The following is a 15,294-nucleotide window of genomic DNA, read 5'->3' as shown; positions in this document are numbered from 1 at the left end:
CAGAGGATTGGCTTGTACAGGTTGATCCGAAATTATTTTAAGCTTAAAATAATAAGCGTACTTTCTCGGGTGGGAATCTCATGAAGACGGCGATCATCGGCGGCGGCCCGGCTGGGCTCTATTTCGCGATCCTGCTGAAGAAGCTTCGGCCGGAATCCGATATCACGGTCTATGAGCGCAATCGCGCCGACGAGACGTTCGGCTTCGGGGTCGTGTTTTCCGATGCGACCCTGGACAACTTCGAGAAATACGACCTGCCGAGCTATCAGAGGATCATCAGGGAATTCGCCTACTGGGACGACATCGCAATCCATTTTCGAGGAAGCGAACATCGGATCGGCGGGAACGGCTTCTGCGGCTGCTCGCGCCGCACGCTGCTCCTCATCCTCCAGGACCGAGCGGAGGAGCTCGGCGTCAGGCTGCGTTACGAAGTCGATGTGGATGACGAGAACCTGTTCGCGGATGCTGATCTCGTGGTCGTGGCCGACGGAATCAACAGCCGCTTCAGGGAGCGCTATGCGGATCACTTCCAGCCTGAGGTGGACCTGCGGCCCAACAAATTCACCTGGATGGGCTCGACCAAGCCGCTCGACGCCTTCACCTTCATCTTCCAGGAGACGGAGTGGGGGCCCTTCATTGCCCATGCCTATCAGTATGAGGCGAACCGCTCGACCTGGGTCTTCGAGACCGATCCCGAGACCTTCGAGCGGGCAGGGCTGAACGACATGAGCGAGGCCGAGTCGGCGGCGCTCATGGAGAGGATCTTCGGCTGGTTCCTGGGCGGGCACCGCATCCTCACCAACCGCTCGATCTGGCGCAATTTCCCGATGATCCGCAGCAAGCGATGGGTCATGGGCAACAAGGTGCTGCTGGGCGACGCCAAGGCCTCGGCGCATTTCTCGATCGGCTCCGGCACGAAGCTCGCGATGGAGGATGCCATCGCGCTCTTTGACGCCTTCCGCCACGATCCAAGCGTCGCGGGTGCTTTGTCTCTTTATGAGACCGGACGGCGCGAGGAGGTCGAGAAGACCCAGCATGCGGCCGACGTGTCCCTGGTCTGGTTCGAGCATGTGGCGCGCTTCTGGGATTTCGATCCGGTGCAGTTCGCCTTCGGCGTCATGACCCGCGCCAAGGCGATCACCTACGACAACCTGCGCCTGCGCGCGCCCGACTTCGTGGCGGCCGTCGACAGGACTTTTGCGAGCCAGGTACGCAAGCAGGGTTTCGACGTCTCGGTGGAGAATCCGAGCGCACCCATGTTCCAGCCCTTCCGTCTGCGGGAGATGGTTGTTGCGAACCGAGTCGTGGTGTCGCCGATGGACATGTATTCGGCGAAGGATGGAGTGCCGGGTGATTTCCATCTCGTCCATTACGGCGCACGCGCGACAGGCGGTGCGGGGCTGATCTTTACGGAAATGACCTGTGTGTCGCCGGAGGCCCGCATCACGCTTGGCTGCACGGGCCTGTGGAACGACGAGCAGGAGGCCGCTTGGAAGCGGATCGTCGATTTCATCCATGCCAATTCGGGAGCGAAGTTCTGCCTTCAGCTCGGACATTCCGGACGCAAGGGCGCCACCAAGCTCATGTGGGAAGGCATGGACCGGCCGCTGGAGGAAGAAGCGTGGGACATCTGTTCCGCATCCGCGATTCCCTATTTTCCGGACAGCCAGGTGCCGCGCGAGGCGACGCGCGCCGACATGGATCTCATCAGGGCGCAGTTCGTCGACGCAGCAAAGCGTGGCGAACGGGCCGGGTTCGACATGCTGGAGCTGCATTGCGCTCACGGCTACCTGATGGCGAGCTTCCTGTCGCCGCTCACCAACCGCCGCACGGATGAATATGGCGGCTCTCTCGAGAACCGGCTGCGGTTTCCGCTCGAGGTGTTCGACGCCATGCGCGAGGTCTGGCCCGCGCACAAGCCCATGTCGGTGCGCATCTCCGCCACCGATTGGGCCGAGGGCGGCGTGACGGGCGACGACGCGGTCGAGATCGCGCGTGCCTTCGCCGAGCATGGCGTCGATCTCGTTGATGTCTCGACGGGCCAGACGGTGCGCGAGGCGCGGCCGATCTACGGGCGCATGTTCCAGACACCCTTCTCCGATCAGGTGCGCAACGAAGCGCAGGTCGCCACCATGTGCGTCGGCAACATCACGGCGGCCGACCAAGTGAACACGATCCTCGCTGCGGGCCGGGCGGATCTCGTCGCGCTCGGACGGCCGCATCTGGTCGATCCGTTCTTCACCATGAAGGCGGCCGCCTGGTATGGCGCGAAGGACATCCACTGCCCGCCGCAGTATCTGGCCGGAAAGGAACAAGTCTTCCGCAACTCCGTGCGTGACCGGCAGGATCTCGAAGAGCTCAAGGTGAAGGCAAAGCCCAAGACCCGGGCGGAGTTGAAGATGGAGGCTAGCGAGAAGCCTCTCGCGGCGGAATGACATGACCATGACACCTCTCAATGGCCGGCATGCATTGGTCACCGGCGGCGGTCGCGGGATTGGCCGCGCCATCGCGGCATCGCTCATGACAGCCGGCGCGACCGTCACCATTGTTGGCCGCAGTCCCGCATCGCTCGAGCAGGCGATCGGGCAGGGCGCTGCCCACGCTGCTGCCGTTGCCGACGTGACGGATGCGCAGGCGGTGCAACGCGCCGTTCGGGACGCGGTCGATCGCAACGGCCCAGTCGACCTGATGATCGCCAATGCGGGAGCAGCCGCCTCCGCGCCGTTCATGAAATCGGGCCCGGAGGTCTTCCGGCAGATGCTGGACGTGAATCTTCTCGGGGTCACGAACGTGGCCCAGGCCGTTCTGGGCACCATGACGGAGCGCGGGTTCGGGCGTATCGTCGCCGTGGCGTCGACCGCCGGTCTCAAAGGATATCCCTATGTGAGTGCCTATTGTGCTGCCAAACATGCGGTCATCGGCCTCATCCGCGCGCTCGCGCTTGAGACGGCAAAGACCGGTGTGACGGTCAATGCTGTCTGCCCTGGCTTTACAGACACCGATCTCGTAGCCGAGAGCCTCGAGCGCATCATGGCCAAGACGAACAGAACCCGTGACGAGGCCCTCGGTGAACTCGTGAAGCACAACCCGCAGGGACGGTTGATCGACCCTTCCGAGATTGCCGATGCCGTGCTCTGGCTGTGCGGCGAGGGCGCGCGCTCCGTAACGGGGCAGGCCATCGTAGTGGCTGGTGGAGAAATTTGACAATGGACGACCACGCAATTCCCCTCGACGCCGAGACGAAGGCGGTCGAGATGCCCGAGGATCACCGGGAGGAGCTGCGCCTATGGCTGCGTCTTCTCACCTGCTCCACGCTGATCGAAGGCGAGGTGCGCCGCCGCCTGCGCGAGCGCTTCGACGTGACGCTTCCCCGCTTCGACCTGATGGCACAGCTCGACAAGGCGCCGGACGGCATGATGCTGTCCGATCTCTCGAAGCGGATGATGGTATCGAACGGCAATCTCACCGGTCTCGTCGACCGGCTCGTTGCTTCGGGCCATGTGGATCGAACCGTGTCTCCGACGGATCGGCGGGCCATGGTGATCAGCCTGACCGAGGAAGGCCGCGCCGAGTTCCGGACGATGGCGGGCGAGCATGAGCATTGGATCGCCGAGCTCTTCGGCGATCTCACGGGCAAGGATCGCAACGATCTCATGCGGCTGCTCGCGAAAACCAAGCTTTCTGCCCGGCGGGCCATCATGGGAGACGACCAGTGACGCAGTTTGCCAATTCCGTCACGCTTCCGCTTTCAAGCTACGAGCCGCGCCACTTCCTGCTGTCGGTCGATGGTCCTGTCGCGACGGTCACCCTCAACCGTCCGGACAAGAAGAACCCGCTCACCTTCGAGAGCTACCGCGAGCTGAGCGATTTCTTTCATGCCTGCGCCAAGGACGACGACGTCAAGGCCATCGTCATCGCGGGATCGGGCGGCAACTTCTCGTCCGGCGGCGATGTGTTCGAGATCATCGGTCCGCTCGTCGAGATGGATACCAAGGGCCTGACCGCCTTCACACGGATGACGGGCGAACTGGTGAAGGCCATGCGCGCCGCGCCGCAGCCCATCGTCGCGGCGGTCGACGGAATCTGCGCGGGAGCCGGTGCCATCGTGGCCATGGCGTCCGATCTGCGTCTCGCGGCGCCCGGCGCCAAGGTGGCATTCCTGTTCAACAAGGTCGGCCTCGCCGGCTGCGACATGGGCGCCTGCGCCATTCTTCCGCGCATCATCGGCCAGGGACGCGCGTCGGAACTGCTCTATACCGGACGCTTCATGAGCGCGGAGGAGGGCGAGCGCTGGGGCTTCTTCAGCCGCCTTGTCGATGCCGCTGATCTTCTCACCGAGGCCGGCAATCTCGCGCGTACAATCGGCACCGGACCGACCTACGCCAATACCATGACGAAGCGCATGATGGCCATGGAATGGGCCATGTCGGTGGAGGAGGCGATTGAGGCGGAGGCCGTCGCGCAGGCTTTGTGCATGACGACGGAGGATTTCGCCCGCGCCTACCGCGCCTTCGCGGCGAAAGAGAAGCCGGTCTTCAAGGGAGATTGACGTGATCGATGCAAGCTTTCTCTCCTGGCCATTCTTCGAGGACCGCCACCGGCAGTTTGCCGGTGAACTGAACGCTTGGGCCACCAGGGAGGTCAAGCCGCTCGTCGATCATCACGACGTGGATGCCTCGTGCCGCCGCCTCGTGCGCAGCCTGGGCGAAGGCGGATGGCTCAAGGCGGTGGTGCCGCAGGCCTATGGCGGTCTCACTCCGTCCTTCGATGTACGCACCTTGTGCCTGGCACGGGAAACCCTTGCCTCTCACGAGGGCTTGGCGGATTTCGCCTTTGCCATGCAGGGCCTCGGCACGGGGCCGATCACCCTGTTCGGTTCTGACGCGATCAAGGAGCAGTACCTGCCGCCGGTCGCGCGGGGAGATGCCATCGCGGCCTTCGCACTCTCGGAGCCTGAAGCCGGGTCGGATGTGGCGGCCATGAGCACCACGGCCATGCCGGACGGGCCGGATCACGTGCGGATCGATGGCGTGAAGACGTGGATCTCCAACGGCGGGATCGCGGATCATTATGTGGTCTTCGCCCGCTCGGGCGAGGCGCCCGGCGCGAAGGGGTTGTCCGCCTACGTGGTCGACGCGCAGAATCCTGGATTGAGCATCGAGAAACGCATCGATGTCATTGCGCCTCATCCGCTCGCAACGCTGCGTTTCGAGGGTTGCCGCGTGCCGCTTGCGAAGCGGATCGGCGGTCCGGGGGAAGGTTTCAAGGTCGCCATGGCGACGCTCGACGTGTTCCGCTCGACGGTCGGAGCGGCTGCGCTTGGGCTGGCGCGGCGCGCCTTGGCCGAGGCGCTGCAGCATGCATCCTCGCGCAAGCTCTTCGGTGCGCCTCTCAGCGACCTGCAGATGACGCAAGGCTCTCTCGCCGACATGGCGACGGGCGTGGACAGCGCCGCGCTTCTCGTCTATCGCGCGGCCTGGACCAAGGACCAGGGTGCGCCGCGCGTGACGCGCGAGGCTGCCATGGCGAAGATGTATGCGACGGAAGCGGCGCAGAGCGTCATCGACAAGGCCGTGCAGATTTTCGGCGGTCTTGGCGTCACCAAGGGCGTGAAGGTCGAAGAGCTTTACCGGGAAATCCGAGCCCTGCGCATTTACGAGGGCGCCACCGAGGTTCAGAAGGTCGTGATCGCGCGCGAGCTCGTGAAGATGCTGGAGGGCCAGCGCTCCAGGGATCTCGACACAGCGTCCAATCGATAAAGGGAGGAACAACAATGACAGCCGCTCTGGAAGGCACTCCCATGCCGGGCATCGACGATGGACCGGAGGTCCTTAACCCGAAGCATTGGCGAACGCCCAAAGGCTATGCCAACGGCATGATGGCCGAGGGCAGGGTCCTGGTGACAGGCGGCATCGTCGGCTGGGATGAGAAGGAATCGTTCCCCGACGGATTTGTCGCGCAGGCCCGCCAGATCTTCGAGAACATCCGCGCCATTCTGGCCGAAGGCGGCGCAGAACCCCGGCATCTCGTGCGCCTGACCTGGTATGTGGTCGATATCGACGAGTATCTCGCCAATCTTCGCGAACTGGGCCGCGCCTATCGGGACGTGTTCGGCGCGCATTACCCCGCCATGGCTCTCGTTCAGGTCGTGCGGCTCGTTGAGAAGGCTGCTCGGATTGAGATCGAAGCGACGGCCATCGTTCCAGGCAAGGGCTAGCAACGAGCCGTCACCGGGCGCGGGCAGAACTGACGAACCCGATGCGACAGATCGGCGGTGTTGCAAGAATGCCTGCTTCTCAGACACCTCCTACTCTGCCTGACCGGTGCGTCACTCGGGAAGACCCGCCTCGCGGTAGCCATCACCGAAATGCTCGAGCGTCGCAGCGTCCCGGAATGGCTCCGTCGTGGCCCAGTGGGTAGAGCATCGTGGACGCCCGACGGGGTTCGTTGCAAACCTTCCGACCGCTTGATTTGAGGGGAGACGCAGCATGGACCGATTCACGGGCGGTTGCCTGTGCGGCAACGTCCGAATTGTGGCGTCGGGACTCCCCTATCGGGTCGGCCTTTGTCACTGTCTCGACTGCCGCAAGCATCATGGGGCCCTTTTTCACGCCTCCGCGGTGTTCCCTCAGGATGCGGTGACGATCGATGGCGAAACACGCGACTATGCCGGGCGATTTTTCTGTCCCCGCTGCGGCTCGTCGGTATTCGCACGCACCGCCGACGAAATCGAAGTGAACCTGGGATCCCTGGATGCGCCTGACCAACTGATGCCAACCTACGAACTCTGGACCGTCCGTCGCGAGTCCTGGTTGCCGCCGTTTCCGCTCGAGAGACGATACGAGCGTGATCGTGACGCTACGGATCGCTTTGAGGAGTAGGTCGTACGAACGGTGCGAAGGCGCCGTTACGAGGTGACCGAGATGTATGCCTTGATCGACCTCTCGAACCAGATGCTCGAGGTCGACAACCAGCTCTATACCGGCCTGGCCCTCAGCTTCTCCCCGGGTGCCGCGACGAGCCAGCCGGCCGCGAGGCTGGAAGCCGTCGTCAAGCGCGCCGACCTTCGGATGTGCGAGGCCAAGTGGGCGTATTATGCGAGAGCCGCTGAGTAGGCGCTTCGTTTTTCCATCCGTCGGGAATTGCACCCTCCGATGTCATGGCCGGCCTTGTGCCGGCCATCCCAATGGGAAAGGCGCAGTGCTTCAATCAATCGGGATCACCGGCACAAGGCCGGTGACGACGGCTGGGACCAAGCCAATTTTTACAAGCCGATCTCGACGATTTCGGCCGTTGTCTGTCCGATCGGGACCACGTCGCCGATTTCCTTGCCCATGAGCGCCTGAGCCAAGGGGGAGACGTAGGACAGGCTTCCCTTGGCCGGGTCGGCCTCGTCCTCGCCGACAATCCGGTAGGTCTGACGCCGGCCGTCTTCTCGCTCAAAAGTGACCCGCGCGCCGAAGCGGACATGAGCGGCGTCCGTGGGAGGCGGCACCACCTCCGAGGATGCCCGGCGGGCGGACCAGTAGCGCAGGTCGCGGGTGAGGCGCGCCACTTCGGCCTTGTCGGCGGCGGATTGGGCCTCGGAGAGGCGCTTCTGCAAGGACTCGATTTCCGCCTCCATCTGGGCCAGCCCCGAGGGCGTCACGAGATGATGCGGACTGATCATCCGGTCGGGAAGGTCCTCGAAGGCTTCTCCACCCTCGGTTTCACGAACAAAGGCACGGCTCATTACGTCTCCTCCGCTCTTTCAGAGGAAACGGTTCGAGGTTCGCGAAGGTTTCCGGGCTTAGCCTTTATTGCTTGGCTTGCCGCAGGCGTCCGACGATGCCGCCCGGAAAGGCATAGACGCTGATGATGAACAGCGCGCCGAGCCACAGAAGCCAGCGATCCGGATGAATCAGATCGGGCAGAAGCGGAATGCCCGCCAAAGCCGCGCTCCCGGCGCCCATCAGCACCTGCAGGTAGCTCTGAGCCAGGACGAACAGCGTGGCCCCGATGACAGCACCATACATGGTCCCCATGCCGCCGATCACGACCATGAGCAGAATGTCGATCATGATCGAGAAGGAGAGCGTGGTGTCCGGCCCGTTATAACGCAGCCAGAGCGCCATCATTGCGCCGGCGACCGTCGCGGCCAGGGCCGAGATGACGGAAGCCGCCGTGCGGTAGGCGACGACGCGGTAGCCGAGCGCCTCGGCGCGGAACTCGTTCTCGCGGATCGCCTGCAGCACTCGTCCGAAGGGTGAGTTCACGATGCGCAAGAGGGCGAGGAAGGCGAGAAGCGAGACGAAGAACACGAGGTAGTAGGCAAGCAGCCGCCCGTTGACGGCGGTGCCGAAGACAGGCTCGGACAGGAGCCGGAAGGCAGGGCGCAGGGCCTGCGGCAGCTGAAACGACAATCCGTCTTCGCCACCCGTCACATCCGACAATTGGGAAGCGAGAACGGCGGCGGCGGAGGCCACCGCAAGGGTGATCATCGAGAAGAAGATGGCGCGCACCCGCAGCGATAGGAGACCGATGGCGACGGCGAGCAGTGCCGACAGCATCAGCGCAGACACGAGCCCGATACCGGCCGAGCTCCAGGTCGGTCCTAAGCGTTCAAGCGCGATGGCGATGCCGTAGCCACCGATGCCGAAGAACATGGTGTGGGCGAAGGACACGATGCCGGAATAGCCGAGCAGGAGGTCGTAGCTCGCGACAAGCACGACGAAGACGCAGATCTTCGCCGCCGTGCTCACCGGCTGGCTGCCGGAAAACAGGAACGGCGTCGCGGCCAGGAGCAGCAGGATGGCGATCAGGATGACGCTCAGCACCCGCGAGCGCGGCATGTCCGACGACAGGATCGCGCTCAGGAAGCCGCCGCGCCGGCGGGTTTCGTCGAAGGGAAGGGCGAGAGCGGGTGATGTGCTCATCGGCGGGCCACCGGAAACAGGCCCTGCGGACGCCAGATCAGCACGAGGGCCATGACGAGGATGTTGGAGATCAAAGCGAGCTTGGGCTCGATGAAGCCGACATAATTGGCGACCAGCGCGACGAGGATCGAGCCGACGAAGCAGCCGCCCACGGAACCGAGGCCGCCGATGATGATGACGATGAACACCAGCACCATCACCTCCATGCCCATGCCGGCGGTCAGCGTCTGGCGATAGAACGCCCACATGACGCCGCCGAGACCGGCGAGTGCCGAGCCGGCGATGAAGACGCTGACGAAGAGGCGGCGGATCCGGTAGCCGAGGGCCTCGACCATCTCGGGATTTTCGACACCGGCCCGGATCAGCAGGCCGATGCGGGTGCGGTTGAGGAGCAACTGCATCCCGATAAAGACCAGGAGGCCGATGGCGACCGCCACGACGCGGTAGCGCTCCATGACGATGTCGCCGAGCACGAAGGCGCCGCGCAGGGATTGCGGCAGCGGGATCGGGATGGGCGAGGCGCCCCAGATCGCATGGATCGCCTGCTCGGTCACGATCAACCCGCCCATGGTAACGAGGATCTGCTTCAGGTGGCTGCCATAGACCGGGCGTACGATGACGCGCTCGAAGACCGCGCCGACGACACCGGTCACCGCCATCGCGACCAGGATGCATAGCAGCAGAAGCGCGAGGTTGAGTCCCAGGGAATCCGCCGTTGCCCAGCCGGCGAGCGGACCGAGCACGAGGAGCGTCGCGTAGGCGCCGAGCGAGATGAAGACGCCGTGTCCGAAATTGATGATGTCCATCAGGCCGAAGACGAGCGTGAGGCCCGAGGCCATGAGAAAGATCATCATGCCCATGGCAAGCCCCGCCACCGTGAGCGTCACCCAGGTCGAGGGGCTGCCGACGAAGGGCAGCGCCAGGAGGGCGAGCGCCGGAACGAGGAGGAGCGGGAGCCAATCCGTCTTGGCGCGCGGCAGCTCGGCCGGGCTTGAGGTTTCGGCGGTCATGTCGCTCATTGGTGCGCATCCAGAGAGAGGCCGAGCAGGCGCTGCTGCAGGGCGTTGTCCTCGACCAGCTCGCTCATGATGCCGGAATGGACGATGCGCCCGTCATCCATGACGACCACGTTGTCGCCGAGCGCCGAGGCGGCGTAGAAATTCTGCTCCACCAGCAGGATCGTCTCGCCCGCAGCCTTCAGCGCCTTGAAGGCCTCGATCATGGAACGCACCATCACGGGCGCAAGGCCCTTGGTCGGCTCGTCGATGAGCAGAAGGCGCCGCGGTTCGGCGATGGCGCGGGCGATCGCAAGCATCTGCTTCTGCCCGCCGGAGAGATGACCCGCCGGCAGGTGCCAAAAGCGCTTGATGGCGGGGAACAGCCCCAGGATCCACTCGAGCCGGTTCCTGTCGACCGGCCCGCTGCGCGCGGCGAGCACGATGTTCTCGCGCACGGTGAGGTCGGTGAAAATGCCCATCGCTTCCGGCACGTAGGCGATGCCGGAGCGCGCAATGTCCGGCGTGGGGGCCTTGGTGATGTCGCGGCCGTCGAAACGGATGCGGCCGGAGGAGGCCTGCCACAGGCCCATGATCGTGCGCAAAGTCGTCGTCTTGCCGGCGCCGTTGCGGCCGAGCAGCATGGTGAGCTCGCCTGCCGGGACCGCGAAGTCCACGCCATGGAGGATGTGATACGGGCCGACATGGGTATGCACGTCGCTCAGGTGGAGGAGGGGCTCAGTCACGGGCGGTCTCCACGCCGAGATAGGCTTCCTGCACCACCGGCGAGGCGATGACCTCGGCAGGCTCGCCATCGGCGACGAGGGCGCCGTTGTGCAGCACGATGATGCGGTCGGAGAGCGAGCGCACCACGTCCATCTTGTGCTCGACGAGAAGCACGGTCGCATCCCCGCGCTGCTTGATGTCGTGGATGAGTTCGAGCACGGTCGGCACCTCGTCGACGCTCATGCCGGCGGTCGGCTCGTCGAACATGAAGACCTTCGGCTCCATGGCGATCAGAAGCGCCACCTCGAGCTTGCGCTGGTCGCCATGCGACAGCGCCTTCGGGGCGACGTGGCGCTTGTCCGCGAGACGTACCCTTTCCAGGATGCCCTCCGCCTTCTCGATCAGGTCGCGGCGCGCGTTCCACACCTTGAACAGGGACCAGCCCGCATCGGCGCGGCTCTGCACCGCGAGACGCACGTTCTCCAATGCGGTCAGTTGCGGAAACAGGTTGGTGAGCTGAAACGCGCGTCCCAGACCGCGCCGGGTGCGGGCCGACGGGGCCAGACCCGTGATGTCCTCGCCGTCGACGACGACCTGCCCGGATGAGGCGCGAAGCTGGCCCGAGATGAGGTTGAAATACGTGGTCTTGCCGGCGCCGTTCGGGCCGACGATGGCCGTGAGCGTGCCGGGGGTGAACCGGCACGACACGTCGTTGACGGCCACATGGCCGCCGAAGCGGATGGTCAGCCCGCGCGTTTCAAGCGCGGGCGTCGTTGTCGTCGATAGGGTCACGTGTGCCTAACGCTTGTTCCGAACCGGGATCGGCATCTTGTCGGCCGGGATGGTGGCGACGAGATCGAGCAGGTCGTTGGCGTCCTTGCCGCTGGCCTTGACCTTGAAGTGATACATGTCCTGCAGGGCCTGATGGTCTTCCTTGCGGAAGGTCATCGGACCCTTCGGCGTCTCGAAGGTCATGCCCTCCATGGCCGTGATCAGCTTCTCGGTGTCGGTGCCGCCCGCCTTCTGGATCGCCGTGACGGCGGCGGAGGCCGCCGCGAAACCGCCTGCGGTGAAGAAGTCCGGCGGCGCGTTGAAGCGCTTCTGGTGCTCGGCCACGAGCCAGTCGTTCATCGCGTTCTTGGGGAAGGCATAATAGTAATACACAGCGCCTTCCATGCCGGGATAGTTCTTGTAGATCTGCATCGCCGGCAGGATGTTGCCGCCGGGCGCGATCTCGATGCCGAAGCGCTCGGGCTTCAGGTCGGCGATCTTCGGCAGCGGATGCTGGCCGGCCCAGATGATGTTGATGATCTTCTTGCCCGGCTTGTCCTTGAGCGCATCGAAGATGCGCTGGGCGGACGCGGTGAAGTCCGTGGCGTTCTGAGGTGCATATTCCTCGAACACCACCTTGGCGTTCGGACGGATCTCGGCAAGCGCATTCTTGAGCGCGGCGACGCCGTCCTTGCCGAAAGCGTAGTCCTGCGCGAGCGTCGCGATGGACACCTCACCGTTCGCCGGAACGGCCGCTGCCGCGCCATAGGCGTCCTGGGTCGAGTTGCGCGAGGTGCGGAAGATGAAGCGGTTCCACTTCTCACCCGTGATTGCATCGGCCACGGCGGGCTCCACGATCAGCACCTTGCCGTTCTCCTCGGCCACCGGCAGCATCGCGAGCGCCGCTGCGGATGACGTGGTGCCGATGGCGAGATCGACGTTGTCGTCGTTGTAGGCCTGCTCCAGCAGGGTCTTGGCGAGATCGGCCTTGAGCTGGTCGTCCTTGACGATGACGTTGATCCTGCGGCCGCCCACCGCCATCGTGCCCTTCGTGAGATATTCCAGCCCCATCATGAAGCCGGCCTCGGTCTGCTTGGCATAGGCCTCGAGCGGTCCGGTCTTGCCGGTGATCAGGGCGATCTTGATGTCTTGAGCAAAGGCCGCGGATGCAAAGAAAATACCTGCCGTGGCGGCAGCGATCGTGAGCTTCAGGCGCATCGAACTCCCCGTGTTTTATCGGGTCATTGACGACTTCGCAGTGCAGCATGTCAAGTTCGACTCTCGGACCATGAAAGGCGGGCTGGTCGATCTCCGACCTCCCCGGAGTCCGGCCGGAAATTCACCTCCTCTTCGTCATCACCGGCCTTGTGCCGGTGATCCCGATTCGTAAAGCACGTCGCTTCACGGGATCGGGATGGCCGGGACAAGCCCGGCCATGACGTGGAGGGTGAAATCCGCAGCGAGAGCCTCAAGGCCAGGGCTTGGGCATGCGCCGGTTGTCGGGCCGGACATCGAAGGGAGGCTGCATGATGCAGCCGTCTCGATCACGCCTCCGGTAGCACCGGCGTCTCGATGTCCTTCGCCTCGCGACCGCGCCGCGCAGCCTCGCGCTCCAGGAGCAGAAGAACCAGTCCGGCGCCGCAGATGACGGCGGCGCCGACCAGGGTCCAGAACTGCACGACATCGCCGAAGAACAGGTAGCCCAGCACGATGGCCCAGACGATCAGCGTGTACTGATAGGGCGCGACCACCGAGGCCGGCGCGATCTTCAGCGAGCGGTTAACGCAGACATGGGCTGTCATGGACACGATGCCGAGCAGGAACAGGCCCGCCAGATCGAGCGGTCCCGGCGTCACCCAGGCGAGGGGCGCCGCGATGATGCCGAAGATCAGCGTGCCGAGAATCTGGCCGAACACCAGCGTCGCATCGTCTGTTTCCCGCAGCTTGCGGGTGGTGATCATCAGGAGCGAGTAGAACAGGCTTCCCGCGAGCGCGATGAGGGCCGGCAGGGACAGGGTGGCGGTGGACGGGCGCAGGGCGATGAGAACACCGACGAAACCGACCCCGATGGCAAGGATGCGCGGCTTGTCGATCTTTTCGCCGAGCCAGAAGGCCGCAAAAGCCGCCACGTAGATCGGACCGGCCAGGTAATAGGTCATCACGTCGGCCAGCGGCAGATAGGTGACGGCCCAGTAGAAGCAGGCGACCTCCAGCGTGGAGAGAGTGACCCGCACCGCGTGCAGCCCCGGCTGCGGCGGAATGGCGAAGGGCACCTTCCGCCCGCGCATCAGGGGCAGCAGAACCGCCAGGGCCGCGACGCTGCGCAGGAGCAGGACCTGACCGACGGAATAGGTAGCGACCAGCCACTTTCCCATGACGTCGTTCATGGCGAACATGAACACGCCGAGCAGCATCAGGCCGATGCCGACAAGCGTGCCCGAGCGCACCTTTGGGGTGGAAGACGAACCGGAATGCTTCATAGGGCGGATCAATGAGGGAAAATGGACTTGATTCCAAGGCTTTTGAGAGGTGACTTAGGTCGTAGACATTGGGAGACACTCCATGAGCGATCCGGCACCGAAGGATCCCGATTACGAGGCGCGGGTGCGGGCGAGTTTTGCATCCCAGGGGTTGATGGCGGCGCTGGGTGCATCCCTGGTCCGGGTCTCACCCGGTCTGGTCGAGATCTCGCTTCCTGCTTCCAGGGCGGTGTCGCAACAACACGGCTTCGTGCATGCGGGTGCGCTGGCCAGCATCGTGGATACCGCGGCCGGCTATGCGGCCCTGACCCTGATGCCGCCCGGCGCCGGCGTTCTCACCGCCGAGTTCAAGATCAACCTCATGGCGCCTGCGATCGGCGAGCGCATGACGGCGCGGGGTAGGGTCATCAAGGCGGGGAGGACGCTCACGCTCGCACAGACCGACGTGTTCGCCGTGCACGAGGGCCGTGAGAAGCAGATCGCGCTGCTGACGGCAACTCTCATGGCTGTGGAAGGGCGCGACGGCGTGAGTGATTAACGTGAGGCGCCGGTCTCCCGATCTCTTCATGAGAGCGGGTTGGGATGAGGGTGAAGCGATTGGGTGAAACTTCCCCTTCATTCCGCACAACCCTTCATGACGCCTCTCACGTCATCACCGGCCTTGTGCCGGTGATCCACGTCTTTCCTGACTGAAGCCTCATCCTGAGGAGCCTGCGTCAGCAGGCGTCTCGAAGGAGGTTCCAGAGAGCACTGAATCCTCCTTCGAGACGGACCTAACGGTCCTCCTCAGGATAAGGACCGAGTTGAAGACGACGTGGATGGCCGGGACGAGCCCGGCCATGACGTCGTGGATGTCATCCCCGGCGAGCGGAGCGAGGGAAGGGGATCCAGGTTCACCTGCCCGGCTGATGATAGGGGCAGATCCTCCTTCCCCCTTGAACCACGCCTTCTCGACTGCGAAATTGGATCTCGTCCTGCTTTGCAGCAGGGACCTTGTCGACGCACGGGGCAATCGCCGTGATCAAAACCGAGCTTTCCGACCTCTACCGAGGCTACATTGCCTGCTTGAACAAGCAGGACTGGTCGAGGTTGGAGCAGTTCGTTCATGACGACGTCCACTATAACGGTGGTCGGATCGGGTTGCGCGGCTATCGCGAGATGCTGGAGAGGGATTTTCAGGAAATTCCGGACCTTCGTTTCAACATTCAGCTGCTGATGTCCGACCCGCCTTACATTGCGAGCCGGTTTGGTTTCGATTGTGCGCCGAAGGGAACGTTCCTTGATCTCCCCGTCAACGGGAAGCGGATTCGCTTCGCCGAGAACGTCTTCTATGAATTTCGGGATGAAAAGATCGTGCGAGTATGGTCGGTGATCGATAAGGCGGCCATCGAAGCTCAGATCTAGTCA

At 64.0% G+C, this 15,294-nt stretch carries 17 protein-coding genes; 10 read left to right on the top strand and 7 right to left on the bottom strand.

Annotation, left to right across the window (positions count from 1 at the left end):
* The first annotated feature begins 80 nt into the window (after window positions 1-80).
* From ACD578_RS13150 to ACD578_RS13115, 8 genes are all read left to right on the top strand, one after another.
* Window positions 81-2,435, top strand: a complete 2,355-nt coding sequence (locus ACD578_RS13150) for a bifunctional salicylyl-CoA 5-hydroxylase/oxidoreductase (protein ID WP_404285584.1) — start codon at window positions 81-83, stop codon at window positions 2,433-2,435.
* 1 nt (window position 2,436) lies between these two features.
* Entirely contained in the window at window positions 2,437-3,204 is a 768-nt protein-coding gene (locus ACD578_RS13145) for an SDR family NAD(P)-dependent oxidoreductase (protein WP_404285582.1), read from the top strand.
* Between the two features lie 2 nt (window positions 3,205-3,206).
* Window positions 3,207-3,716 (top strand): MarR family winged helix-turn-helix transcriptional regulator, encoded by a 510-nt coding sequence (locus tag ACD578_RS13140; RefSeq protein ID WP_404285580.1) that lies wholly within the window; start codon window positions 3,207-3,209, stop codon window positions 3,714-3,716.
* Window positions 3,713-4,549, top strand: a complete 837-nt coding sequence (locus tag ACD578_RS13135) for an enoyl-CoA hydratase family protein (RefSeq protein WP_404285578.1) — start codon at window positions 3,713-3,715, stop codon at window positions 4,547-4,549. Before ACD578_RS13140 ends, ACD578_RS13135 begins: the two co-directional genes overlap by 4 nt.
* A 1-nt stretch (window position 4,550) precedes the next feature.
* A complete protein-coding gene (locus ACD578_RS13130; RefSeq protein ID WP_404285576.1) occupies window positions 4,551-5,759 on the top strand; it encodes an acyl-CoA dehydrogenase family protein in 1,209 nt (402 codons plus the stop codon).
* A gap of 14 nt (window positions 5,760-5,773) precedes the next feature.
* Window positions 5,774-6,217 (top strand): RidA family protein, encoded by a 444-nt coding sequence (locus ACD578_RS13125; RefSeq protein ID WP_404285574.1) that lies wholly within the window; start codon window positions 5,774-5,776, stop codon window positions 6,215-6,217.
* 271 nt (window positions 6,218-6,488) lie between these two features.
* Window positions 6,489-6,881: a GFA family protein gene (locus ACD578_RS13120; RefSeq protein ID WP_404285572.1), complete on the top strand. Its 393-nt coding sequence runs from the start codon at window positions 6,489-6,491 to the stop codon at window positions 6,879-6,881.
* A 12-nt stretch (window positions 6,882-6,893) separates the two neighbouring features.
* Window positions 6,894-7,115: a hypothetical protein gene (locus ACD578_RS13115; protein ID WP_404285570.1), complete on the top strand. Its 222-nt coding sequence runs from the start codon at window positions 6,894-6,896 to the stop codon at window positions 7,113-7,115.
* Window positions 7,116-7,264: 149 nt separating this feature from the next.
* On the opposite strand, the gene greA is transcribed toward ACD578_RS13115, so the two are convergent.
* The 7 genes from greA to ACD578_RS13080 all read right to left on the bottom strand — a co-directional run bounded on the left by greA (window position 7,265) and on the right by ACD578_RS13080 (window position 13,887).
* Entirely contained in the window at window positions 7,265-7,732 is a 468-nt protein-coding gene (gene greA / locus ACD578_RS13110; protein ID WP_152708899.1) for a transcription elongation factor GreA, read from the bottom strand.
* 64 nt (window positions 7,733-7,796) lie between these two features.
* The gene (locus tag ACD578_RS13105) at window positions 7,797-8,915 is read right to left on the bottom strand and encodes a branched-chain amino acid ABC transporter permease (protein ID WP_404285568.1); all 1,119 of its coding nucleotides are present in this window, start codon (window positions 8,913-8,915) and stop codon (window positions 7,797-7,799) included.
* Window positions 8,912-9,934: a branched-chain amino acid ABC transporter permease gene (locus tag ACD578_RS13100; protein WP_404285566.1), complete on the bottom strand. Its 1,023-nt coding sequence runs from the start codon at window positions 9,932-9,934 to the stop codon at window positions 8,912-8,914. Before ACD578_RS13100 ends, ACD578_RS13105 begins: the two co-directional genes overlap by 4 nt.
* Entirely contained in the window at window positions 9,931-10,656 is a 726-nt protein-coding gene (locus ACD578_RS13095; protein ID WP_404285564.1) for an ABC transporter ATP-binding protein, read from the bottom strand. The genes ACD578_RS13100 and ACD578_RS13095 overlap by 4 nt, the downstream gene beginning before the upstream one ends.
* A complete protein-coding gene (locus tag ACD578_RS13090) occupies window positions 10,649-11,428 on the bottom strand; it encodes an ABC transporter ATP-binding protein (protein ID WP_404285562.1) in 780 nt (259 codons plus the stop codon). The genes ACD578_RS13095 and ACD578_RS13090 overlap by 8 nt, the downstream gene beginning before the upstream one ends.
* Before the next feature lie 6 nt (window positions 11,429-11,434).
* On the bottom strand, window positions 11,435-12,625 hold the full coding sequence (locus tag ACD578_RS13085) for a substrate-binding domain-containing protein (RefSeq protein ID WP_404285560.1): 1,191 nt from the start codon (window positions 12,623-12,625) through the stop codon (window positions 11,435-11,437).
* 326 nt (window positions 12,626-12,951) lie between these two features.
* The gene (locus ACD578_RS13080) at window positions 12,952-13,887 is read right to left on the bottom strand and encodes a DMT family transporter (RefSeq protein WP_404285558.1); all 936 of its coding nucleotides are present in this window, start codon (window positions 13,885-13,887) and stop codon (window positions 12,952-12,954) included.
* Between the two features lie 82 nt (window positions 13,888-13,969).
* On the opposite strand from ACD578_RS13080, the gene ACD578_RS13075 reads away from it, so the two are divergent.
* Window positions 13,970-14,425 carry a PaaI family thioesterase gene (locus ACD578_RS13075; RefSeq protein WP_404285556.1) on the top strand — a complete coding sequence of 152 codons (456 nt, stop codon included), beginning with the start codon at window positions 13,970-13,972 and terminating at the stop codon, window positions 14,423-14,425.
* A 479-nt stretch (window positions 14,426-14,904) separates the two neighbouring features.
* Window positions 14,905-15,291 carry an ester cyclase gene (locus ACD578_RS13070; protein WP_404285554.1) on the top strand — a complete coding sequence of 129 codons (387 nt, stop codon included), beginning with the start codon at window positions 14,905-14,907 and terminating at the stop codon, window positions 15,289-15,291.
* The last annotated feature ends 3 nt before the right edge of the window (window positions 15,292-15,294 follow it).

It is taken from the genome of Microvirga sp. RSM25, assembly GCF_044784385.1.
Taxonomy (GTDB): Bacteria; Pseudomonadota; Alphaproteobacteria; order Rhizobiales; family Beijerinckiaceae; genus Microvirga; species Microvirga tunisiensis.
This window is presented reverse-complemented; position numbering and strand designations above follow the sequence as displayed.

Coding starts and splice junctions, on each gene's coding strand:
- ACD578_RS13150 (WP_404285584.1), top strand. CDS start 81: ATGAAGACGGCGATCATCGGCGGCGGCCCGGCTGGGCTCTATTTCGCG.
- ACD578_RS13145 (WP_404285582.1), top strand. CDS start 2,437: ATGACCATGACACCTCTCAATGGCCGGCATGCATTGGTCACCGGCGGC.
- ACD578_RS13140 (WP_404285580.1), top strand. CDS start 3,207: ATGGACGACCACGCAATTCCCCTCGACGCCGAGACGAAGGCGGTCGAG.
- ACD578_RS13125 (WP_404285574.1), top strand. CDS start 5,774: ATGACAGCCGCTCTGGAAGGCACTCCCATGCCGGGCATCGACGATGGA.
- ACD578_RS13120 (WP_404285572.1), top strand. CDS start 6,489: ATGGACCGATTCACGGGCGGTTGCCTGTGCGGCAACGTCCGAATTGTG.
- greA (WP_152708899.1), bottom strand. CDS start 7,732: ATGAGCCGTGCCTTTGTTCGTGAAACCGAGGGTGGAGAAGCCTTCGAG.
- ACD578_RS13105 (WP_404285568.1), bottom strand. CDS start 8,915: ATGAGCACATCACCCGCTCTCGCCCTTCCCTTCGACGAAACCCGCCGG.
- ACD578_RS13100 (WP_404285566.1), bottom strand. CDS start 9,934: ATGAGCGACATGACCGCCGAAACCTCAAGCCCGGCCGAGCTGCCGCGC.
- ACD578_RS13085 (WP_404285560.1), bottom strand. CDS start 12,625: ATGCGCCTGAAGCTCACGATCGCTGCCGCCACGGCAGGTATTTTCTTT.
- ACD578_RS13080 (WP_404285558.1), bottom strand. CDS start 13,887: ATGAAGCATTCCGGTTCGTCTTCCACCCCAAAGGTGCGCTCGGGCACG.
- ACD578_RS13075 (WP_404285556.1), top strand. CDS start 13,970: ATGAGCGATCCGGCACCGAAGGATCCCGATTACGAGGCGCGGGTGCGG.